This window comes from Klebsiella sp. JN_Kp121 (assembly GCF_040062145.1).
In the GTDB taxonomy this organism is placed as follows: domain Bacteria; phylum Pseudomonadota; class Gammaproteobacteria; order Enterobacterales; family Enterobacteriaceae; genus Klebsiella; species Klebsiella aerogenes.
The window spans coordinates 117,114-139,041 of the sequence record NZ_JBEAHX010000005.1 but is presented as its reverse complement, the minus strand read 5'-3'; the positions used below and the strand labels follow the sequence as shown (position 1 = coordinate 139,041).

Annotated in this window: 19 protein-coding genes; 12 read left to right on the top strand and 7 right to left on the bottom strand. The window is 57.4% G+C overall.

Annotated features, from left to right (window positions below):
* Nucleotides 1-10 precede the first annotated feature (10 nt).
* Nucleotides 11-340 carry a multidrug/spermidine efflux SMR transporter subunit MdtI gene (mdtI, locus tag ABLU86_RS09640; RefSeq protein WP_015366783.1) on the bottom strand — a complete coding sequence of 110 codons (330 nt, stop codon included), beginning with the start codon at nucleotides 338-340 and terminating at the stop codon, nucleotides 11-13.
* Complete coding sequence (gene mdtJ / locus ABLU86_RS09635) at nucleotides 327-689, bottom strand: multidrug/spermidine efflux SMR transporter subunit MdtJ (protein ID WP_015366784.1); 363 nt, start codon at nucleotides 687-689, stop codon at nucleotides 327-329. The genes mdtI and mdtJ overlap by 14 nt, the downstream gene beginning before the upstream one ends.
* Nucleotides 690-1,137: 448 nt before the next feature.
* On the opposite strand from mdtJ, the gene ABLU86_RS09630 reads away from it, so the two are divergent.
* From ABLU86_RS09630 to mdcH, 9 genes are all read left to right on the top strand, one after another.
* Nucleotides 1,138-2,172 carry an AI-2E family transporter gene (locus ABLU86_RS09630; protein ID WP_015366785.1) on the top strand — a complete coding sequence of 345 codons (1,035 nt, stop codon included), beginning with the start codon at nucleotides 1,138-1,140 and terminating at the stop codon, nucleotides 2,170-2,172.
* Nucleotides 2,173-2,396: 224 nt separating this feature from the next.
* Nucleotides 2,397-4,052, top strand: a complete 1,656-nt coding sequence (mdcA, locus tag ABLU86_RS09625; RefSeq protein WP_015366786.1) for a malonate decarboxylase subunit alpha — start codon at nucleotides 2,397-2,399, stop codon at nucleotides 4,050-4,052.
* Nucleotides 4,052-4,894, top strand: coding sequence for a triphosphoribosyl-dephospho-CoA synthase (locus ABLU86_RS09620; protein WP_048230842.1), 843 nt, complete (start codon nucleotides 4,052-4,054; stop codon nucleotides 4,892-4,894). Before mdcA ends, ABLU86_RS09620 begins: the two co-directional genes overlap by 1 nt.
* Before the next feature lie 17 nt (nucleotides 4,895-4,911).
* Nucleotides 4,912-5,211 carry a malonate decarboxylase acyl carrier protein gene (gene mdcC / locus ABLU86_RS09615; RefSeq protein WP_008805033.1) on the top strand — a complete coding sequence of 100 codons (300 nt, stop codon included), beginning with the start codon at nucleotides 4,912-4,914 and terminating at the stop codon, nucleotides 5,209-5,211.
* Nucleotides 5,204-6,037 (top strand): biotin-independent malonate decarboxylase subunit beta, encoded by an 834-nt coding sequence (locus ABLU86_RS09610; RefSeq protein ID WP_012541866.1) that lies wholly within the window; start codon nucleotides 5,204-5,206, stop codon nucleotides 6,035-6,037. The genes mdcC and ABLU86_RS09610 overlap by 8 nt, the downstream gene beginning before the upstream one ends.
* On the top strand, nucleotides 6,037-6,837 hold the full coding sequence (gene mdcE, locus ABLU86_RS09605) for a biotin-independent malonate decarboxylase subunit gamma (protein ID WP_116299953.1): 801 nt from the start codon (nucleotides 6,037-6,039) through the stop codon (nucleotides 6,835-6,837). Before ABLU86_RS09610 ends, mdcE begins: the two co-directional genes overlap by 1 nt.
* Nucleotides 6,838-6,973: 136 nt before the next feature.
* The gene (locus ABLU86_RS09600) at nucleotides 6,974-7,933 is read left to right on the top strand and encodes an AEC family transporter (protein WP_004148291.1); all 960 of its coding nucleotides are present in this window, start codon (nucleotides 6,974-6,976) and stop codon (nucleotides 7,931-7,933) included.
* A gap of 3 nt (nucleotides 7,934-7,936) precedes the next feature.
* Complete coding sequence (locus tag ABLU86_RS09595; RefSeq protein WP_348796082.1) at nucleotides 7,937-8,554, top strand: malonate decarboxylase holo-ACP synthase; 618 nt, start codon at nucleotides 7,937-7,939, stop codon at nucleotides 8,552-8,554.
* On the top strand, nucleotides 8,554-9,456 hold the full coding sequence (mdcH, locus tag ABLU86_RS09590) for a malonate decarboxylase subunit epsilon (RefSeq protein ID WP_015366790.1): 903 nt from the start codon (nucleotides 8,554-8,556) through the stop codon (nucleotides 9,454-9,456). The genes ABLU86_RS09595 and mdcH overlap by 1 nt, the downstream gene beginning before the upstream one ends.
* Here the strand turns inward: mdcH and ABLU86_RS09585 are convergent.
* The 3 genes from ABLU86_RS09585 to ABLU86_RS09575 all read right to left on the bottom strand — a co-directional run bounded on the left by ABLU86_RS09585 (nucleotide 9,446) and on the right by ABLU86_RS09575 (nucleotide 13,350).
* A complete protein-coding gene (locus tag ABLU86_RS09585; RefSeq protein ID WP_015366791.1) occupies nucleotides 9,446-10,372 on the bottom strand; it encodes a LysR substrate-binding domain-containing protein in 927 nt (308 codons plus the stop codon). The genes mdcH and ABLU86_RS09585 overlap by 11 nt on opposite strands.
* A 157-nt stretch (nucleotides 10,373-10,529) precedes the next feature.
* Nucleotides 10,530-12,185, bottom strand: coding sequence for a malate dehydrogenase (quinone) (gene mqo, locus ABLU86_RS09580; RefSeq protein WP_015705274.1), 1,656 nt, complete (start codon nucleotides 12,183-12,185; stop codon nucleotides 10,530-10,532).
* A 244-nt stretch (nucleotides 12,186-12,429) separates the two neighbouring features.
* Nucleotides 12,430-13,350 carry an N-acetylmuramic acid 6-phosphate etherase gene (locus ABLU86_RS09575; protein ID WP_047075615.1) on the bottom strand — a complete coding sequence of 307 codons (921 nt, stop codon included), beginning with the start codon at nucleotides 13,348-13,350 and terminating at the stop codon, nucleotides 12,430-12,432.
* Between the two features lie 305 nt (nucleotides 13,351-13,655).
* Here ABLU86_RS09575 and ABLU86_RS09570 point away from each other — a divergent pair, with 305 nt between their 5' ends.
* Together ABLU86_RS09570 and dcuR are read left to right on the top strand one after the other, a co-directional pair.
* Nucleotides 13,656-15,272, top strand: a complete 1,617-nt coding sequence (locus ABLU86_RS09570; RefSeq protein WP_348796083.1) for a sensor histidine kinase — start codon at nucleotides 13,656-13,658, stop codon at nucleotides 15,270-15,272.
* Nucleotides 15,269-15,988: a two-component system response regulator DcuR gene (gene dcuR / locus ABLU86_RS09565; RefSeq protein WP_015366795.1), complete on the top strand. Its 720-nt coding sequence runs from the start codon at nucleotides 15,269-15,271 to the stop codon at nucleotides 15,986-15,988. The genes ABLU86_RS09570 and dcuR overlap by 4 nt, the downstream gene beginning before the upstream one ends.
* On the opposite strand, the gene ABLU86_RS09560 is transcribed toward dcuR, so the two are convergent.
* Nucleotides 15,969-16,919, bottom strand: coding sequence for an FAD:protein FMN transferase (locus ABLU86_RS09560; RefSeq protein WP_348796084.1), 951 nt, complete (start codon nucleotides 16,917-16,919; stop codon nucleotides 15,969-15,971). The two genes, dcuR and ABLU86_RS09560, sit on opposite strands and share 20 nt — an antisense overlap.
* Before the next feature lie 62 nt (nucleotides 16,920-16,981).
* Nucleotides 16,982-19,759 carry a flavocytochrome c gene (locus tag ABLU86_RS09555; protein WP_126027443.1) on the bottom strand — a complete coding sequence of 926 codons (2,778 nt, stop codon included), beginning with the start codon at nucleotides 19,757-19,759 and terminating at the stop codon, nucleotides 16,982-16,984.
* Between the two features lie 629 nt (nucleotides 19,760-20,388).
* Between ABLU86_RS09555 and ABLU86_RS09550 the strand changes: the two genes are divergently transcribed.
* The gene (locus tag ABLU86_RS09550) at nucleotides 20,389-21,894 is read left to right on the top strand and encodes an anion permease (RefSeq protein ID WP_348796085.1); all 1,506 of its coding nucleotides are present in this window, start codon (nucleotides 20,389-20,391) and stop codon (nucleotides 21,892-21,894) included.
* The last annotated feature ends 34 nt before the right edge of the window (nucleotides 21,895-21,928 follow it).

The following is a 21,928-nucleotide window of genomic DNA, read 5'->3' as shown; positions in this document are numbered from 1 at the left end:
CGGCATCATATCAGGCCAGTTTTATCAATACCATACCGGCCACCAGCAGCACGACGCCAACCCAACCTTTATGGTTCAGACGCTGACCAAAGAGGATCCAGCCAGCGGCAATGGTGGCCGCAATCCCGAATCCGCCCCACAGCGCATAAGCGACGGACAGGTCGATACCTTTTACCGCCTGCGACAGGGCGCTAAAGGCCCCTAACACTGCCGCCAGCGACAGAATACCGTAGATCTTACGACGGAAGCCGTCGGAAAATTTCAGCAATACGTTCGCGGTTATTTCCAGTACGATAGCCAGCGCCAGCCAGGCGCCGTGAATCCACTCAAACTGTTGCATGAGCTGTCTCCTCATGCTGTTTTACCGCCTTTTTTGTGCCGGACTTAATCAGTATGATCCCGGCGACCAGCGTTGCCAGTCCGGCGAGTTTAATGACTGACAGGCTTTCATCGAACAGCAGCACGCTGAATACGGTAATCAACAAAATACCGATACCTTCCCATAGCGCATACGCCACACCGAGAGCAATTTTTTTAACGGCGAAGGCCAGGAAAATATAGGAAAGCGCAATCATTGCCAGCATTAAAATATAACCTGTATGACCGCCGCTGACGCTTGCCCATTTCATAGACAACGTGCCGGTAATTTCAGCGACGATAGCTAAGGCTAATAAAATCCAATAAAACATAATCCCTTCTCCTGCTTGAGAATACAATCCATGACGGCTTACGAGAGTAAACCGAAAAAATTCTGACGTAGTTTTAGCCGTGCGCGGTGCGCCAGCTCAGGCAGAGAGAATGGGACTATAGCGCGGAGCGCCAGTGCTGTTCGCCAGCAAATCGGGAAAGGATGAAGGGTAATGCGTGATGAGTCGAAAAATAAAGGCTGAACTGATTGTTCATAAAATTACAATTATCCGCGGTGTTGCTTCTCGTCATTGCGGAAAAAAATTGTCCTCGGTAGTTAAACACAAGTAAATTTGTACCATAGTGTTAATATTAACTCAAAGAATTTGCAATTCTTTACGTCTAATGCGCGATTTCAATTAGTATTTTCTCAAACTGATCTCCATCATAAACGTGTATAGCAAAGTCGCTATGATCAAGGACGTTTTCATCTTCACCGTAAGGAACCCAATGGCCAAACCCATCATCACCCTAAATGGACTCAAGATCGTCATCATGCTGGGCATGTTGGTTATCATCCTTACCGGCATCCGTTTTGCCGCCGACATTATCGTCCCCTTTATCTTAGCGCTATTCCTTGCGGTGGTGATCAATCCGCTGGTCCAGTTGATGGTACGCTGTCGGGTGCCGCGAGTGCTGGCGATTTCGCTACTGGTGGGCGCTATCGTGCTACTGGCGGTGGTACTGCTGGCGTCGCTTGGCACCTCGCTTAACGAACTGGCGCGCACCCTGCCGCAATACCGCACGTCGCTGGCCGAACCGCTAAAGACGGTCACCCCATGGCTACAGCGCTTTGGTTTTACCGTCTCCGCCATTGAGCTGAATAAGTATATCGATCCCAACGCGGTGATGACCCTGGTTACCAGCTTGTTGACCCAGTTGTCGAATGCGATGTCGTCCATTTTTCTGTTGCTTCTCACCGTAGTATTTATGCTGTTGGAAGTGCCGCAGCTGCCCGCCAAGCTTCAGCAGCTAATGTCGCGGCCGGTTGAGGGAATGGGCGCCATTCAGCGGGCGATAGATAGCGTCTCACATTACCTGGTACTGAAAACCGCGATTAGCCTGGTCACCGGGCTGGTGGTCTGGGGTATGCTGGCGCTGCTGGACGTCCGCTTCGCCTTTATGTGGGGGCTACTGGCCTTTGCGCTGAACTATATTCCCAATATCGGTTCGGTACTGGCGGCCATCCCGCCGATTCTGCAGGTGATGGTATTTGGCGGCCTGTATGAGGCGCTGATCGTCACTGCCGGTTACCTGATTATCAACCTGGTGTTCGGCAATATTCTCGAGCCACGTATCATGGGCCGTGGGCTGGGGCTCTCCACGCTGGTGGTGTTCCTGTCGTTAATATTCTGGGGCTGGCTGCTGGGCCCGGTCGGCATGCTGCTGTCGGTGCCGTTGACCATCATCGTGAAAATCGCCCTTGAGCAAACCAACGGCGGGCAGAGTATTGCCTTCTTACTCAGTGACTTAAGTAAAGAATAATCGGCAATCTGGCTGGCCTATCCGCCAGCCTTCCCTCCTTTCATCTTTTCCGCTTAGACCGTTACTCCTTTTTTATTATTGATCCCCATCACAAATGGGCACATCCAATCATTACTCTAAAGCTAACGATTAGCCGGCGTGCTTAATTGATGCACAGCGCCGCGCATCGCACACTAACTTCCACCAGGACAAACGAAACGATTTGTCGAATCAGGAGGTTAACAATGAATGCTGAACAAACGACGGGACGGGTCTGGAACCGTCGCCGGACGGAAAAACAGCGGCGGCTGGCCGAAACAAAGATTGCCGGCAAAGTCATCCCCACTGACCAACTGGTCAGCGTACTGGAAAATCTGCTCGCCCCTGGCGACCGGGTAGTACTGGAAGGTAACAACCAGAAGCAGGCTGATTTCCTCTCCCGCATGCTCGCCGAGGTTAATCCGCAGAAAATCCACGACCTGCATATGATTATGCCAAGCGTCGGGCGCAGCGAGCATCTGGACCTGTTTGAAAAAGGCATTGCCCGTAAACTGGATTTCTCTTTCTCCGGCACGCAAAGCCTGCGCATCTCGCAGCTGCTGGAAGATGGCCTGCTCGAAATCGGCGCCATCCATACCTATATTGAACTCTACTCCCGCCTGTACGTCGATCTGTCGCCAAACGTCGCGCTGATCGCCGGCTATAAAGCGGACCGTAAAGGCAACCTGTATACCGGACCGAGTACTGAAGATACGCCAGCGCTGGTGGAAGCCGCCGCCTTCCACGACGGCATTGTGATAGCCCAGGTCAACGAACTGGTGGACGACGAATGCGATCTGCCGCGCGTCGATATTCCCGGCTCGTGGATTGATTACGTGGTGGTCGCCGACAAACCGTTCTTCATTGAACCGCTCTTCACCCGCGACCCGCGTCTGATTAAGCAAGAACATATTCTGATGGCGATGATGGCGATCAAAGGCATCTACGCGGAACATCAGGTGCAGTCGCTTAACCACGGCATCGGCTTTAATACCGCCGCCATCGAGCTGTTGCTGCCTACCTACGGCGAACAGCTCGGACTGAAAGGCAAAATCTGTAAACACTGGACGCTGAACCCGCATCCGACCTTAATCCCAGCCATCGAAAGCGGCTGGGTGGAGAGCGTGCACTGCTTCGGCGGCGAACTGGGGATGGAAGAGTATATCCGCGCCCGCCCGGATATCTTCTTTACCGGCCCGGACGGGTCGATGCGTTCTAACCGCGCCTTCTGCCAGCTGGCAGGTCAGTACGCGGTAGATATGTTTATCGGTTCGACCCTGCAGGTTGATGGTCTGGCCAACTCCTCCACCGTCACCCGCGGCCGCCTTTCCGGCTTCGGCGGCGCGCCGAACATGGGCCATGACCCGCACGGTCGCCGCCACGCCACCCCGGCCTGGCTCAATATGATCACCGAACCAGACCCGATGCAGCGCGGTAAAAAACTGGTGGTGCAGATGGTCGAAACCTTCCAGGCCGGCGTAAAACCGACCTTCGTTGAAACGCTCGATGCGGTCGAGGTCGCCAAAACCTCCGGCATGCCGCTGGCGCCGGTGATGATTTACGGCGATGACGTGACCCACGTGCTGACCGAAGAGGGTATCGCTTACCTGTACCGGGCGGAGAGCCTTGAAGAGCGCCGGGCGATGGTCGCCGCGGTGGCCGGGATCACCGATATTGGCCTCGGTGTGGACGCCAAACGCGCCGCCGCGCTGCGCCAGAGCGGTAAAGTGGTGTACCCGGAAGATATCGGCATTCGCCGTAGCGATGCCACCCGCTCGCTACTGGCCGCCGGCAGCGTCGCCGAGCTGGTGGAGTGGTCCGACGGACTGTACAACCCACCGGCAAAATTCCGGAGCTGGTAATGAAAAATCTCTCCCCCCTACACGCAGAAAGCCGCGTCAGCTGGCTGGCGCATACCGCCAGCGCCTGTCTGATTGACGAAGCCCGTCTGAGTCCGAAACCGGGTCTGGTCGATAGTCGCGGCAACGGCGCGCATCAGGATCTCAATCTGGACCTGATGGAACGCTCCGCCCGCAGCCTGCAGCCAACCTTTCACGCACTGGCGCAGCAAAGCTGGCAGCGTCCGGCGGATATCGCCCTGCGCGAAACCGTCGGACGCCTCGGTCGCGACGGTGAAGCGCAGATGATGATGGCGACAGGTGGAGTTAACACCCACCGCGGCGCCATTTGGGCGCTGGGCCTGCTGGTCAGCGCGGTGGCGATGTTGGGTGGAGAGGGTCAATCACAGGCGATCGCCGGGACCGCCGCCGCCCTTGCCCGCCTGCCTGACGGTTTCGCGCCGAAAAGCTTTAGTAAGGGGCTGCGCGCCAGCCGCCGTTGGCAGGTGCCGGGGGCACGCGAGGAAGCGCAGCGCGGATTTCCGCATGTTACCGCCCTGGCGCTGCCGCAACTGCAACAGAGCCGGGCGCGAGGCGCCAGCGAGCAGCAGGCGCGCCTTGATGCGCTGATGGCCATCATGACCTCGCTGAGCGATACCTGCGTGCTGTCGCGCGCCGGCATGAACGGCCTGCACGCCATGCAGCAAGGCGCCCGCGAGGTTCTGGCGGCGGGCGGTTGCGCCAGCGTCGCCGGTCGCGCCGCGCTGACGCGCCTTGATGCGCAGATGCTGGCGCAAAACGCCTCGCCGGGTGGCGCGGCCGATCTCCTTGCCGCCACCCTGTTTCTCGACCGGGTTTCCGGCTAACGCATTCAGAGGATGTTATGGAACAGATTACATTGTCATTTCCTGCCAACCGCGCCCTCAGCGGCAAAGCATTGGCAGGAGTCGTAGGTTCAGGCGATATGGAAGTGCTTTATACCGCCGCACAGGGCGCCACGCTCAACGTACAGATCACCACCTCAGTGGATAACAGCCAGGCGCGCTGGCAGGCGCTGTTCGACAGGCTGAACCTGATCAACGGTCTGCCCGCCGGGCAGTTGATTATCCACGACTTCGGCGCCACGCCGGGCGTCGCTCGTATTCGTATTGAACAAGTATTTGAGGAGGCCGCTCATGCGTAACGATCGCAGCTTTATCGAACTGCGCGCTCGCGAACGCGCCCACGCCCTGCTGGACGACGGCAGCTACCGCGAACTGCTGGATCCGTTTGAAGGCATTATGTCGCCGTGGCTCGGCGCGCAGGGCATCGTCCCACAGTCCGACGACGGTATGGTGGTCGCCAAAGGCACGATCAACGGCCAACCTGCGGTGGTGATTGCCATCGAAGGCACCTTCCAGGGCGGCAGTATGGGCGAAGTCTCCGGCGCCAAAATGGCCGCCGCGCTGGAGCTGGCGGCGGAAGATAACCGCAACGGTATCCCGACCCAGGCGGTGCTGTGCCTCGAAACCGGCGGCGTACGTCTGCAGGAGGCCAACCTCGGTCTGGCCGCCATCGCCGATATTCATGCCGCGATTGTCGACCTGCGCCGCTACACCCCGGTGGTCGGCATTATTACCGGTACCGTCGGCTGCTTCGGCGGTATGTCCATCGCCGCGGCGCTGTGCAGCTATCTTATCGTCACCCGTGAAGCCCGTCTCGGCCTCAACGGCCCGCAGGTTATCGAGCAGGAAGCCGGCATTGAAGAGTACGACTCCCGCAACCGTCCGTTTATCTGGAGCATGACCGGCGGCGAAATTCGCGCCGCCAGCGGGCTGGTCGACGCGCTGGTTAACGATGGCGTTAACGCCGTTAAAACCGCAATGAACGAGGCGATCGCCAAAGGCGTACCGGCACAGCACCGCAGCGACAACTATGACGATTATCTGCGTCGCTTGAGCCAATTCGATACCCGCCAGCAGGCGGATACCGCGCAGATTAAACAGCTTTTTGCCCGGGAGGATAAATAATGAGTCAGTTCCCAAACCGCGCCGCGCTGTGGCTGAATAAACTGGCGCCCGACGCGCCGCTGATGAGTGGTCTGTGCCCTTCGGTGCTGGTCGCAGATGGCCAGATTGATGGCGAAAGCGTCCGCTTTATCGCCGTGGTACCTGACGCTAACAACCACTACCCGCGCGCCGCCGGCGGCGAAGTCGGACTGCTGGAAGGCTGGACGCTGGCGAAAGTGGTCAACGAAACCATCGCCGCCGACGCCGATCGGCCTGTCAAACGGCCGATCGTCGCGGTAATTGATGTCCCGAGCCAGGCCTATGGCCGCCGCGAAGAAGCCTTTGGCATCCACCAGGCCCTGGCCGGGGCGGCAGGCGCCTACGCCAAAGCCCGTCTTGCTGGCCACCCGGTGATTGGCCTGATTGTCGGAAAAGCGATGTCCGGGGCGTTTTTGGCCCACGGCTATCAGGCCAACCGCCTGATCGCCTTTAACGATAGCGGCGTGCTGGTTCACGCGATGGGTAAAGAATCGGCAGCGCGTATTACGCTGCGTACCGTAGAGGCGCTGGAGAAACTGGCGGCGACGATCCCGCCGATGGCCTACGACGTCAGCAACTACGCTACGCTCGGCCTGCTCTCCGCCCTGCTCGATATCAACCATCCGGATGCGCCAGACGAAGGCGATCTGTCACTGGTCAGCCGTACCCTGCGCGACGCCATCGCTGACGCGCGCACCGATACCTCACTGAAGTGCCGTCTGGGCGCGGAAAACCGCCGCAGCTCGCAACTGGTTCGCGATCGCATGCGCGCCAGCTGGTAAGACGTTCGTACGTAAGTAGTAGAAGAAAACCTGCCGGAAGCAGTCTCCCGGAGCGCGGAATAAACGCTCCGGGAAGGGACGGCTTTTAGAAAAAATAACAATCGCGCCAGTACTCTATTTTATTTACAGGTGATTTATGACTTATGTGATTATTCATGCTCTTGCCCCGATTTTCGTCATTATGCTGCTGGGCTTCTGGGCCGGTAAGGCCGGGATGGTAGATAACAAAAACGTCTCGCTGCTTAATATTTTTGTAATGGATTTTGCCTTACCCGCCACGCTGTTTAGCGCGACGGTACAAACGCCGTGGGCCGGTATCGTCGCCCAGTCGCCGCTGGTGCTGGTGCTGACCGGGGCGATGTGGATCACCTATGCCGCGATCTACTTCCTCGCCACCAGCGTGTTCAAACGCACGCCGCAGGATGCCGCGGTGCTGACCCTCACCGTCGCCCTGCCAAACTATGCCGCGTTAGGTCTGCCGATCCTCGGCAGCGTGCTGGGTGAAGGCGCGTCAACCTCGCTGTCGGTGGCGGTCTCTATCGCCTGCGGCTCGGTACTGATGACCCCGTTCTGCCTGCTGATTCTGGAGCGTGAAAAAGCCCGCGCCGCGGGTGAAAACAGCGGTTCTACGCTGGCGATGCTGCCGGTGCTGATGTGGCGTTCGGTGAAAAAACCGATCGTCTGGGGCCCGCTGCTTGGGGTGGTGCTTTCCGCGATCGGCATTAAAATGCCGGACCTGCTGCTGGCGTCAATCAAACCGCTGGGCCTGGCCGCCACCGCCGCCGCGCTGTTCCTCACCGGGGTGATCCTGTCGGCACGTAAACTGCAGCTCAATGCGCTGATCGCTACATCAACCATCGTAAAACTGCTGGTGCAGCCGTTTATTGCCTGGGGTCTGGTGATGTTACTTGGTCTGCACGGTTCTATCGCCATTACCGCGATCCTGATGATTGCGCTGGCCGCCGGCTTCTTCGGCGTGGTCTTCGGCAACCGCTTCGGCGTGCAGTCTCCGGATGCTGAAGCCGTGCTGCTGTTAAGCTCGGTTCTGTGTATCCTGTCGCTACCGCTGTTTATCTCTTTGACTTCAGGACTGTAAACCATGTCATCAACGCCGCGTCCCCACGATTTAGTTTGGTTAAACCACGCCAGCGCCCTGGAAGACATTGCCGAGCCATGGGTGGCTCAACAGTGTCGAGCCGCGCTGCCGGTGGTGGTGAGGCGCGACGTTGACGGCCAGGCCCGCATCCCGGTTGGGGTGCGGGGCATAAAGCGCGAACAGCGCGCCGCCGGCTGGGTTCAGCTGCGCAATATCGTGCGCAGCGTCACCCCGGAGATGCTTGTCGAGCGCGAAGCATTAATCTGCTCACCGTTTGTCTCGCAGCCGCCGGTTCAGGCGGCTATCGCCCTCACCTTACAACGCTGGCCCTGGGGCTGGGGCGTCACCGGCAGTACCGGCTACGCGCTGGCAACCGAAATCCCGGTGCTGCATGCGGCAAGCGATCTGGATCTGCTGATCCGCGCGCCGCAGCCGCTGGACCGCGAGGCATTGCTGGAATGGCAGGCCCGGGTGGCCCAACTACCGTGCCGCGCCGATACCCAGATAGAAACACCGTACGGCGCCTTCGCCCTTAATGAGTGGCTGCGCGATGGCCGCGCGCTGCTGAAAACATCCCGCGGCGCGCGCTTAACCGCGACGCCGTGGCACAGGGAGGACTGATGAAGATTATATTTACTTTTCCCGGTCAGGGCGGCCAGCGCCCCGCAATGCTGGCGGCAATCCCCGATCGCGAGGCTATCCTCACCCAGGCGCGCGCCGTGCTGGGGGATGAAGTCGATACCCTCGATAGCGCCGACGCGCTAAAGCATACCCGTGCAGTACAACTCTGTCTGCTGATCGCCGGGGTAGCCTGGGCGCGCGAACTACAGCGCCAGGGCGTGGATCCGCAGATGGTCAGCGGGCTCTCTATCGGCGCGTTTCCGGCAGCGGTGATTGCCGGCGCGCTCGATTTCGCCAGCGCGCTGCGGCTGGTGGCGCTACGCGGCGATTTAATGGAGCAGGCTTATCCCGAAGGTTACGGGCTGACGGCGATTACGGGGCTGACCCGCCCGCGGGTTGAGGCGCTGATGCAGGGCCACGAGGTTTATCTCGCCAACCTGAACGCCGAAACGCAAATCGTGATCGCCGGGCGCGATGAAGCCATGGCCGAGGTGGCGCAGCTGGCGCTGCAGGCTGGCGCCAGTAAAGCCCAACGGCTGGCGGTCAGCGTGCCGTCGCACTGCGCGCTGTTGGATAAACCTGCCGCAGCCCTGACAAAAGCCTTTGCCGACGTCACCTTAACGCGCCCTCAGCGCGCCTATTTAAGCGGCTCGACGGCGCGCGTGCTGTGGGATCCGCAGCGGATCGCCGACGATCTGGCGATGAACATGGCGCGCACCGTGCATTGGCAGGAGGCGATGATCGCCGCTGATGAACGCGACGCGAGGCTGGCAATCGAGATGCCGCCCGGCGGCGTGCTCACCTGCCTGACCCGCCAGGCGGGCTGGCGCGGCGAGACAATTTCGCTGGAGCGCAGCGGCGTAGACGTCGCCCGCCATCTGGCGCAGCGGCTTAGCGATTAATACTGCGGGCGTACATGCGCCCTTCCGCCGCCAGCGCCAGCAGGTCGGCATCGCGCTCGCGATGGTGTGAATAGACGATAGAGATCAGCTGGCGCATCTGATAGGGTTCCGCCAGCTTTAACAGCTGCACATCGTTTTCGTAAACCTTCTTCATGCGCCCCGGCAGCAGCGCAAACCCGACGCCTGCCTGTACCAGGCTTATCATCGAAAAGATATCATTCACCCTGGTCACGATTTCCGGCTCAAAACCGGCTACATGAAAGGCCTCCTGAAATCCGGCATACGTCGCAAACCCCTCCGCCAGCGAGACAAATTTACGATCGGCGTAATCGCGTAGATCGGCGAGCTGAGTGGTATCGAGCTGTTCCGTCGCCGGCGCGGCGAGGAAGATATCATCTTCAAATAGCGGCACCACGTCGAAAGCCGAATTATTGTATTCGCCTTCATTGGTGGCGATTAAAATAGCGTCAAGGGCATCGTCTTCCAGCATATCCAGCAGCATTTGATTGGAGCCCATCGTCAGATCCAGTTCAAGCTCCGGGCGACGCAGCTTCATCCCCATGATGATGCGCGGAACGGTTTCCAGCGTCAGAGAATAGAGGGTACCGATGCGCAACCGTCCCTGACCGACGCCGGCGACTTTACGCGTCGCCTCAAGCCCGCGGCTCATCAGACTCATCACATCCTGGCAGTACTCGAGCAGCGTCCACGCCGCCTGCAGCGGCAGCAGGTTGCGCCCTTTGTGAACAAACAGCGGGCAGCCGACTCCCTCTTCGAGCGTATGCAGCGCGCGGTGAACGCTAACGCTGCTGAGCTTCATGGCTTCGGCGGTTCTGGCGATATTGCCCTTCGCCATAAACATCATAAAGACCGATAGCTTGCGGAAGGTGATCTCCTGGTTGATATCGTCTTTCATAACCCTTCCACACCCCTGGTTTAATTTTCTTATTTCAATTCAAACCAGTATATCTTTTATGAGGCCAAAGTTGCAGGCAGCGCGCGGCCTCAGCCGGTAAAAAACGCAAAAAGGGAAGACCATGGTCTTCCCTTTTGTTCACTGCCTGGATGCGTCGTTACAGCGCCATATCGTGCTGCGGCGAGGCCTCGCGCGGCGTCTCTGCCGGTTTGGCGGTCGCGGTCGGCGCCGTCTCTGGCATCTGAATGACCGGAGGCTTGGTCAGTTGCAGCGCCGCGGCGGTGTCATCCCAAACCTGCTGGGTCAGGGCCACGTTGCCGTTTAACTTCTCGCCGTAGCTCGGCACGATAGCGCGAATGCGGCTCTGCCATTCCGGCGAGTTAAACTGCTGCGGGAACATCTGCTTGAGAACGTTCAGGGTGATCGGCGCGGCGGTGGAAGCACCTGGCGATGCGCCGAGCAGCGCAGAAATCGTTTTCTGCTGATCGACCACCACTTCGGTACCGAGCTTCAGCACGCCGCCCTTCTCCGCGTCTTTTTTGATGATCTGCACGCGCTGACCGGCCTGAATCAGTTTCCAGTCTTCTTTACGCGCGTTCGGGTAGTACTCTTTCAGCGCCGCAAAGCGGTCATCATCGTTGAGCATAACCTGGCTAATCAGGTACTTCACCAGATCGAAGTTGTCGAGACCAACGTGGGTCATCGGCAGTACGTTGCTGGTGGTGGTGGTACTCAGCAGATCGAAGAACGAGCCGTTTTTCAGGAACTTGGTGGAGAAGGTGGCGAATGGCCCGAACAGCACCACGCGCTTACCATCGAGGTAGCGAGCATCCAGGTGCGGTACCGACATCGGCGGCGCGCCTACTGAAGCCTGACCATAAACTTTCTGCTGGTGCAGTTTTGTCAGCTCCGGGTTCTCGGTCATCAGGAATGAGCCGCCTACCGGGAAGCCAGCATAGTTGTCCGCTTCCGGAATACCGGTTTTCTGCAGCAGCTTCAACGCGCCACCGCCGGCGCCGATGAAGACATATTTGGCGTCGATAGCCTGCTCTTCACCGCTCTGCACGTTCTTAATCGTCACGTGCCAGGAGTTGTCGGCATTGCGTTTAAAATCGGTGACTTCAGAAGAGGTCTGCAGCGAGAAGTTGCTGCTCTTTTTCAGGCTACCGATCAGCTGACGGGTAATTTCACCGTAGTTCACATCGGTACCGACCGGCGTCCAGGTCGCGGCCACTTTTTGCTGCGGATCGCGTCCTTCCATCACCAACGGCGCCCACTGTTTAATTTGCGCGTGATCGGTGGAGAATTTCATTCCCTGGAATAAGGTGGTCTGCTGCAGCGCGTTATAACGCTTTTGCAGATAATCCACATTATCGCCCCACACGAAACTCATATGCGGCGTGGAATTAATAAACGAGTGCGGGTCGTGCAAAATACCGCGTTTGACCTGCGCCGACCAGAACTGGCGCGAAATCATAAACTGTTCGTTGATATCCAGCGCTTTGCTGACATCAATAGAACCGTCTGCACGCTGCGGCGTGTAGTTCAGTTCCATATTCGCCGAGTGACCGGTACCGGCGTTATTCCAGCCGTTGGAGGACTCCAGCGCGACGCCGTCGAGTTTCTCCACCATCACCTGTTTCCACTCCGGCTGCAGCTCCTGCAGCCAGGTGCCCAGCGAGGCGCTCATGATGCCGCCGCCGATCAGCAGAAAGTCAGTTTTTTTCGAGGTATCGCCATTTGCGTAGGTCGCCGTACTGACGAACATCGCTAATGCGGTCATAGATATAATCGTTTTTTTAATTGCAGGCATAATAGAAATATCGCGTAGCAAAAGTGTAATAAGAGCCGTCATATTAACGCACTTTTACTTTATTTTAAAATATCATTTACACTTCGATATTTTAATCAAACAGTTTTTTAACTTAAAAAATCAGCTTATTTATTTCGCTGGCAGTCATTGTGAAAAATAGCGACGGAAAATCAGGATCATTCGGGCGATAAGAAATATAGCGCCGGTTTATTTAGTTATTTAACAAACCGGCGCGGCGAGGAAATTAATTAACGTTACTGAGCGTTTTCTCTTGCGCTTCAGCCAGGGCGACACGCAAATGGTTGTTGTTTTCGCTGAGCAGATCCCGCGCCTGCCAGGCATCTAGCCCCGTCATCAGCATCAGAATCGCCGTCCGACAATGCTGATTGCAACTGGCCAGCGCGGCTTTGGCTTGCGCGCGCGTACACTCTGCGGCGGCCATCACCATGGCGATTTGCCGCTCCTCCCAGCGCGGGCTGGTTGCCTGTAGATCAACGCGCAGGTTGCCGAACACTTTCCCGCTGCGTACCGCAAGGCCGGTGGTTAACAGGGTGAGGATCTGCCGCTGCGCCAGTTGCGCTTTCGGATTGCCATAACCCGCCACCGCTTCCGGCCCGGTCTGCGGCGCAATCATAATATCCGCCAGCTGCGCGGCTTCGCTATCAGGCTGCTGCGTCAGGATCGCAATCGGCGTCCCCAGCGACCAGGCGTGACGCATGGCTCCCCACACCCACGGCGTTTTGCCGCTGACGGTGAGCGCCAGCAGCATATCGTTAGCGCTCAGGGACAATAGCTGCATATCCCGTAAGCCCGCGTCATAATCGTTAGCCGCCCGCTCGGCGGCCTGCAGCGCGCTCCCTTCGCCACCGGCGATCATCGCCACCAGTGAGTGATTGGCTTCAGGGGAATAGTCATTAACCGTTTGCAACGCCGCCTGCCCGGATGCCCCGGCGCCAACGATCACCAGCCGTCCTCCCCGGCTCAGGGTCGCCGCGGCGTTATCCACCAGCCGGGTAATCTGCGGCAGGCAGGCATCGATGGCAACGGCTATCTGTTTGTTATCCTGCTGCAGCAGGGTCAGCATATCGTGGGTGGCGAGCGTATCGATATGGCGCGTTTGCGGGTGGCGTCGTTCCAGCATTGATGCGGTTGGCTTACTGCTCATAAAACCTCCATTTAAAACCGAACTCACTGCGGCGAAATCAATAGCGGTGACATATCGATTCATTCATCACGGCTATTTGATTGATGCAGCCAGTGTAAAGCCTTCATTCACGGCTTTACCGCCACGGGGGTCACAGTTTGTTCACCCGACACCTAATCGCAGCGCGATTGCGCGTTATCCGAGCATGAGGGCTACGCATGTCAGGCAGCGGATACCCGGTACGCCGGTTTTACTGTTATTACACGGCTTTATGAAAACCGCCCTATCGGCGATAATGATCGTTCAACGAATCGATCGGGGTTGTCATGAAGGAAGCCGAGCTACAGCCGCCCGCCCGCAAGCGCGCCCGCAGCCTGAAATTAAGTACCGCCGTCACGCTGATGATTGGCAGCGTTATCGGCGCGGTGCTGCTGCTGGTCTACGCGCTATGGTTTATGCAAATCAGTAACGCCACTCGCGACGGCTTAAAAGAGACGGCGCTGGCGGTGGCGCGCACCATGGCCGATATGCCGCAGGTGAAGCGCGGTCTCGGCGAGCCGCCGCAGAGCAATATCATTCAGCCGCTGGCGCAGGCCATTACCCGGCGTAACGACCTGCTTTACGCGATTGTGACCGACATGCGCGGCATTCGCTATTCGCATCCGGATAGCGCCATCATTGGTAAACCGTTTATCGGCGAGGATATCCGCCCGACCCTCACCGGGCGGGAAAACGTGGCGATTAACCACGGCGTACTGGCGCCGGCGCTGCGCGTGTTTACCCCGGTATTCAATGAACAGTATCAGCAGATAGGCGTGGTAGTGGTAGGTATTTCGCTGAGTAAAGTCGACGAACAGATCGCCAATAGCCGCTGGGACGTTCTGCTGACCATTCTGTTCAGCGCGCTGGTCTGCGCTATCGGCACCTGGAGCCTGGTGCGCGGCTTAAAACGTATTCTGCTGGGGCTGGAGCCGCAGGATATCTCCACCCAATTCCAGCAGCGTCAGGCGATGCTGCACTCGCTGAAAGAAGGCGTGATCGCCGTGGATAGCAGCGGCCAGGTCACGCTGATTAACCCGGCCGCCCGCGGCATGTTACTTAGCGGGCCGGATAAAAGCATCGATCGCACCCCGCTGCTGGCGGACCTGCAGGAAGTTCTGCGCAGCGGCGAGCCTATCTATGACCGAGCGCTCGGCTGTAATGGCCTGTTGCTGATCAGCAATACCGTCCCGGTGCGCAGCCAGAACGCCATCGTCGGCGCCATCAGCACCTTCCGCGATAAGACCGAGATGAGTCAACTGGTGCAGCGGCTGGACGGCATGATGAGCTACGTCGATGCCCTGCGCACCACTTCGCACGAGTTTATGAACAAGCTGCACGTGATCCTCGGCCTGCTGAATATGAAAAGCTATGACAAGTTGGAAGAATATGTGCTGCAAACCGCCCATGCCTATCAGGCCGATATCGGCGAAATTCAGCACCGGATAAAATCGCCGGTGGTCGCCGGCTTCCTGATTGGTAAAATCCAGCGCGCCAAAGAGCGAGGCTTCACGTTGAACCTTGCCGAAGAGAGCCTGGTGCCGGATTGCCCCAATGAAAAACAGGTCACCGTGCTGGTGACGGTGTTAGGCAATCTGATTGAAAATGCGCTGGACGCGATGAGCGGCCAGGAGGAAGGCGAAGTGAGCCTGCTATTGCACTATCAGGATGGCTGGCTAAGCGGTGAAGTGAGCGACGATGGCCCGGGGATCCCGGCGGCCAATATTGACGCCATCTTTAATAAGGGCTTCTCCACTAAAGGCGAAAATCGCGGCGTCGGCCTGTTTCTCGCCAACCAGCAGCTGCACGAACTCGGCGGCACGTTGTCCGTCGAGTCCGAGCCTGGCGTATTTACCCAATTTTTTGTTCACCTGCCCTGGGATAGTAAAAGGAAAAAAGCGTGATAAATGTATTAATTGTTGACGACGATGCGATGGTTGCCGAGCTGAACCGCCTGTACGTGGCGCGCATCCCCGGTTTCAGTTGCTGCGGCACCGCGTCGACGCTCGGCAAAGCCCAGGAGATGATTAACGACCCGCAGATGGCGATCGATTTGGTGCTGCTGGACGTTTACATGCAGCAGGATAGCGGCCTCGATCTGCTGCCGACCATTCGCGCCAGCGGACGCGCCATCGACGTGATTATGATAACTTCCGCCGCCGATGCCGCCACCGTCCAAACCGCTATGCACTATGGCGTGGTGGATTATCTGATTAAGCCCTTCCAGTTCCCGCGCTTTGAAGAAGCGCTGACCGCATGGCGTGAAAAACGCAAACTGATGACCGGCCAGCCCTATTACGAGCAGGCGGATGTCGATCGTCTGTTGCACGGCGGCACGCCGGAAGCGGCTGACGCGCGTAAGCTACCGAAAGGCTTAACGGCGCAAACTCTACGCACGCTGTGCCAGTGGATTGATAGCCACCCTGATGTGGAATTCTCTACCGATGAGCTGGCGGCGGCGGTGAATATCTCGCGCGTCTCATGCCGCAAGTATCTGATCTGGCTCGCGCAGATCAATATTCTCTATACCACCATCCATTACGGCGCGACCGGCCGACCGGTGTATCGCTACCGGCTGGTCGCCGAGCAGTACGGCCTGCTCAAGCAGTACAGTCAGTAATCTGGTAGCCGCTGTCGAGCAGTTGAAAGCGGATGCGCTGCGGTGACGACAGAATCACGTTGCGGTTTTTGGTGACAAAAATCGCTTCAATGTCGTCCCGCTGGCGCAACGCCGCACAGCCCTTCTCCACGCCAAGGCCATACAGCAGCGTGGTCCAGATATCGCCGTCCAGTGAATCCGCGGAAATGACCGTTACGCTATCGAGTTCGTTATCCAGCGGATAGCCGCTGCGCGGATCGAGGATATGGTGCCAGCGTTTGCCATCCTGCTCGAAATAGCGTTCATAGGTGCCTGAAGTGACAACCGACTGCCCGCTAACGGCAATCGAGCCAATAAGTTCCTGCGCCGCGGCAAAGGGTTTTTTCAGCCCAATCGCCCATTCCCCTAACGTATGTACATTGCCGCCGAGATTAATCAGCGCCTGTTCGATCCCCTGCTGGCTCAGGTAATCGCGTACCCGGTCGGCAATATATCCTTTGGCGATTGCGCCAAGGTCGATTTCCATTCCGGCCTGCGCCAGCCACACGCTCTGCTTTTCGTCATCGAGAATGACATCCTGCGGGCGGGTTAACGGCAGCCGCGCCGCAATATCCGCCGCCGACGGCACGCGATGCCCCTGAAAGCCAATGCGCCACAGTTTAACCAGCGGGCCGATAGCCAGATTAAAGGCGCTGTCGCGCACCATACTGGCGGCTTTAGCACACTTAATCAGTTGGTACACCGGACGGCTAACGGTGACGGGATGACGCCCGGCGGCATGGTTAATATCCATCACCTGCGACTGCGCCCGGTTCACGGTGAGCAGATCTTCGTAGCGTTTAATTAACTGAAATACGCGGGAGGCCAGCGCCTCATCGTGGGAATAGAGTTTGAGCAGGATGGGCGAACCCATCAGCACGGCGGAGTAGCTATAGACGCGGTTATCGGACATCGGGCTCTCCTTAGAAGGGATAAGCCGGGCGGCTAAGCCAGCCCGGCATCAGCAATTACCTATTATCCTCTGGCACGTTTCGCCGCCTGATGGCCCGCGAGGGTACCGAAGATGATGATATCCGCGACCGCGTTACCGCCGATGCGGTTACCGCCATGGATACCACCAACCACTTCACCCGCGGCGTAGGCGCCGCGAATCGGCTGCTGCGCCACATTCAGCACTTCGCCATCGGTATTAATGGTCACGCCGCCCATAGTGTGGTGCACCCCTGGGGCAATACGAATGGCGTGGAACGGGCCTTCGTTAATCGGCGCGCGCAGCGCGGTTGTGCGGCCAAACGCTTCATCGTGCTGTTTTTCCACCGCGCCGTTGTAGCATTCCAGCGTAGCGAGGAACGCATGGTAATCCATCCCCAGCTTCTCCGCCAGTTCACGCGGCGAGCTGGCGCTGGTGACGAAGCCTTTGGCGATATACTCGTCGGCGGCTTTGTTTTTCGCCCGCACATGCTCGTCGAAGACGATGTAAGCATAGTGTTCCGGCAGCGCGATAATCGCCGCAGACACTTTATCGCGGGTCTCCATCTCGTTGAAGAAGCGGTTCCCCTGCTGGTTAACGAGAATAGCGCCGCCGCCGCGAATCGATTCGGAAATCAGGTACGAGGTCTGCTGCTCGACGGTCGGGTGAATTTGAATTTCGCCCATGTCCACGGTGCCGGCGCCAATGCGCTCCAGCAGCGCAATACCGCTACCGGTCGCCCCTTTATGGTTGGTGGTCACGAAGCCTTCGAGGTCAGGACGATATTTCACCACCATCGCGCTGTTGGCGCTGAAGCCGCCGGTCGCCACGATGATACTTTTGGTCTGCACGTCGATGATCTCTTGTTCATCGTTGATAAGACGCACGCCGCTCACTTCGTCGTTGCGCATCAGGATCTCTTCTACCGAGGTATCCAGCAGCACATCGATACCGCGTTTGGTGATATTACGCACCAGACCGCTAATCAGGTAGCCGCCAACCGCCGATCCATCGCGCGGACGGTGGGTACGGTCGATACTCATCCCGCCGGTGGTGGTGATATCGTTAAGCATAATCCCACGGTCCGCCAGCCATTCAATGGCTTGCGGCGCGTTTTCAACGAAACGACGCAGCAACTGCGGGTTGTTTTTGTTGTGGCCGCCCTTCAGGGTTTCCTGATAGAACAACTCTTTACTGTCCTGAATACCTTTGACGCGCTGGAAGCGGGTTTCCGCGGCGTTCATCCCGGCGGAAGCTTTGATGGTGTTGCCGCCAATAGTCGGCATTTTTTCAACGATCAGCACGCTGGCACCTTCGTCGTGGGCCTGAATCGCCGCGGCCAAACCGGCGCCGCCGCTCCCCACCACCACCACGTCATAGCTTTTCGGCGCGGCATCGTTGCCGCCCTCTTCCGCGGCCAGCGCTTTGCTGGATTTCAGCATCGCTTTGGACACCGCTTTTTTCACCGCTTCGCTCTGGCTGGTCGCGCCGGAGATAGCGTCGACGTGCGGCGTGTTGGCGGTCAGAATACGTTCGCGGATCTCTTCGAAGCTGGTGGTAAATTCAACGCTCTGCACCGGGCTTGCGGCCAGCTCAATATCCGCAATGCGATCGTTTTCGAGGCTGACGTTAATGACCAGTTCGTTGGCATCGTCCTGAACGGTTTCGACAAACATCCCCGGTTTAAATTTCGCGTCGCCCATGCTCATGTCGCGGATCATCGCTTCGACCAGCGAGAAACGCCACAGCGGTTCCGGAATATGCAGCGCCTCGCGCTGGGTGCTGTCGATAAAGAGTTCCAGCTCTTCGCCGGCGGCGATACGTGAAGCCCAGTCCGGATAGGCGATGCAGGCGCGGCCGACGGCCATCAGATCATAACCGTGATCGAGGCCCTGTTCGGCATCAGCGGCGTTAACCACCCCGCCGACGCCCATCACCGGCACCTGCGCCAGCGTTTCAGAACGCATGGCGCAGTATTTTTCAATCAGCGGCGTCGGATCGCTGGTATCTACGATAGACGGGCGCAGCGTCGCGCCAACCGAGAAGTGCAGGTAATCGACGCCGCGGGCGGCCAGTTTCTCCAGCAGATACATGGTGTCATCGAAGCGGATCCCCGGGACTTCCATCTCTTCCGGCGAGAAGCGATAGCCGATAATAAAGGCATCGTCAGCGTACTGGCGGGCCATTTTATGCGTGATGTCCAGCACCGCCAGTGGGAATCTGGCGCGGTTGTCGCGGCTGCCGCCCCACTCATCGTCACGCTGGTTGGAGTTCGGCGAATAGAACTGTTGAATAAGATAGGTGTTGGCGCCATGGATTTCGACGCCGTCGAAACCGGCGAGAATGGCGCGGCGTACGCCGTCGCCAAATTTGGCAATCATGCCTTCGACTTCTTCACCACTGAGGGCGCGCGGCATGGCGGCGCCGTCGCGCGGCGCGGCAATGGCGCTCGGCGCCACCGGCTGGCGACCACCAATCAACTGTGGGTCAACCATGCGGCCGCCGTGGTAAATCTGCAGAATCGCTTTCGAGCCTTCCGCTTTTATCGCTTCGGCGATTTTCGCCAGCCCGGCGATTTTTTCATCGTTATCAATGCCAATAGCGCCCGGGAAGGCCAGACCATAATCATCAATAAAGCAGCATTCAACGATGATAGTCCCGATGCTGCCGGCGCGGGCGCGATAGTATTCAACGAGCTCGCTGGTGACGGTACCATCGAAATAACCGGTGCAGGTGGTCATTGGCGCCATTAGCAAACGGTTTTTCAGTTCAGTCCCATTCGGTAAAGTAAATGGCTGCAGAATTCGTTCGTTACTGGTCATATTAATACTCCAGATTTTAAATATTGAAATTCAGAATTGGGTGACGGAAATTTTATTGATTGTTTATTTTCATTCCTGTTGTCATGCCAATAATATAGCGCGTTTTTTAGTTACCAAATTAATTACGTTAGTTAAAAAACTATTTAATACCTGCAATAACAGCAATACCTCTATTGTATTATTAAATTTATATATCGCATTTACATAATACAAATGAATGATAACATTTCGGTCACTTTTGTTAACCTATCAAAAGCACAAAAAGGTAAATAAAACTCATATATATCAACTAGTTAAAATAAACACTCACTATATAAAGCGTTATAACCCTCTCGATCATTTAACAATTTCCGTTTCTTTATGATAATAACCACATCATCATATGTGGTTATTGCCAAACGAAAAAAAAGATCCAGATCACCTGTTTTTTTTGATCTCGATCAATTGCAATGCAACGTGAAAGCGCAATATATAAATACCCAATGAATTTAATTTAACGCCGCGAAAAACGCGTTAAATAACCGTTTAAGCCTCGACCATTAATAATTAAAGAAACTTTCGCAACTAAAAAAATCGAGCATTGTAAGCGAAGACGAAACCGTATTTTCAACTACTAGCAGATACTCATTATGAAAGAGAAAAAGACAACCATACCGCCTGCCGGTGCCGCGTCTAACGCGGCGTATAAACATCTGATCATGATGGCGTTGCCCATTATCGTCGCCGTACTGCTGTTGTTCGTCCCGGTGCCTGACGGCTTACCGCCTTTCGCCTGGCACTATTTTGCTATCTTCGTGGGCGTTATCGTCGGCCTTATCTTCGAACCGCTACCGGGCGCCGTTATCGGTATCACCGGGGTGGTGGTGATTGCTTTATGTAGCCAGTGGCTGCTGTTCAGTCCGGAACAGATGGCGGCGCCGAGCTTTAAGCTGGCCGGCGCGTCATTTAAATGGGCGGTCAGCGGCTTTGGCAACTCTACCGTGTGGCTCATCTTCGGCGCGTTCATGTTCGCCGCGGGCTATGACAAAACCCAGTTCGGCCGCCGTCTGGCGCTGATTCTGGTAAAATATCTTGGCCGCCGCAGCCTGACGCTGGGCTACGCCATTACCTTCGCTGACCTGCTGCTGGCGCCGTTTACTCCGTCCAATACCGCACGTAGCGGCGGGACCATCTACCCGATTATTGCTAACCTGCCGCCGCTGTACGGTTCTAAACCTAACGATCCGAGCGCACGCCGTATTGGTTCTTATCTGATGTGGGTAGCTATTACCGCCGCCTGTATCACCAGTTCCATGTTCCTGTCGGCGCTGGCGCCGAACCTGCTGGCGCTGGCGCTGGTAAAAAGCATCGTCGGTATCAACATCTCCTGGGGTACCTGGTTTATCGCCTTCCTGCCGCTCGGTATCCTGCTGATCCTGGCCATGCCGCTGCTGGCGTACTGGTTCTACCCGCCAGAAGTAAAAATCAATAACGAAGTGCCGCTGTGGGCCGCTCGTGAACTGGAAAAACTGGGCAAACTGTCGCGCAATGAAATCCTGCTGCTGGTGTTTGTTTGCTTCGCGCTGATGATGTGGATCTTCGCCGCCGACTGGATTGAACCGGCGCTGGCTGCCCTGCTGGTTATCGTGCTGATGCTGTGGACCGGCGTGCTGTCCTGGAGCGATATCACCAACAACAAAGCGGCGTGGAATACCTTTGTCTGGTTCGCCACGCTGGTCGCGCTGGCTGACGGTCTCTCTTCCACTGGCTTCATCGCCTGGTTGGGTAAAGAAGGCGGCGCGCTGATGAGCGGTATTTCTCCGGGCGTTGCGACCATCGTCCTGCTGCTGGCGTTCTATCTGCTGCACTACCTGTTCGCCAGTACCACCGCGCACACTACCGCGCTGCTGCCGGCCATGCTGACCATCGCTTCGACTATCCCGGGAATGAATATGCAAGTCTTCGCCCTGCTGATGGTGACCTCGCTGGGCGTGATGGGCATCATCACCCCGTACGGTACCGGTCCGAGCCCGATTTACTACGGCAGCGGCTACCTGCCGACCAAAGACTACTGGCGCCTCGGCACCATCTTCGGCGCCATCTTCCTGGCCGCCCTGCTGCTGATTGGCTATCCGTGGATGTCCATGATGTTCTGATTCATAACCGCCGGGTCTTCCCCCGGCGGTTTTT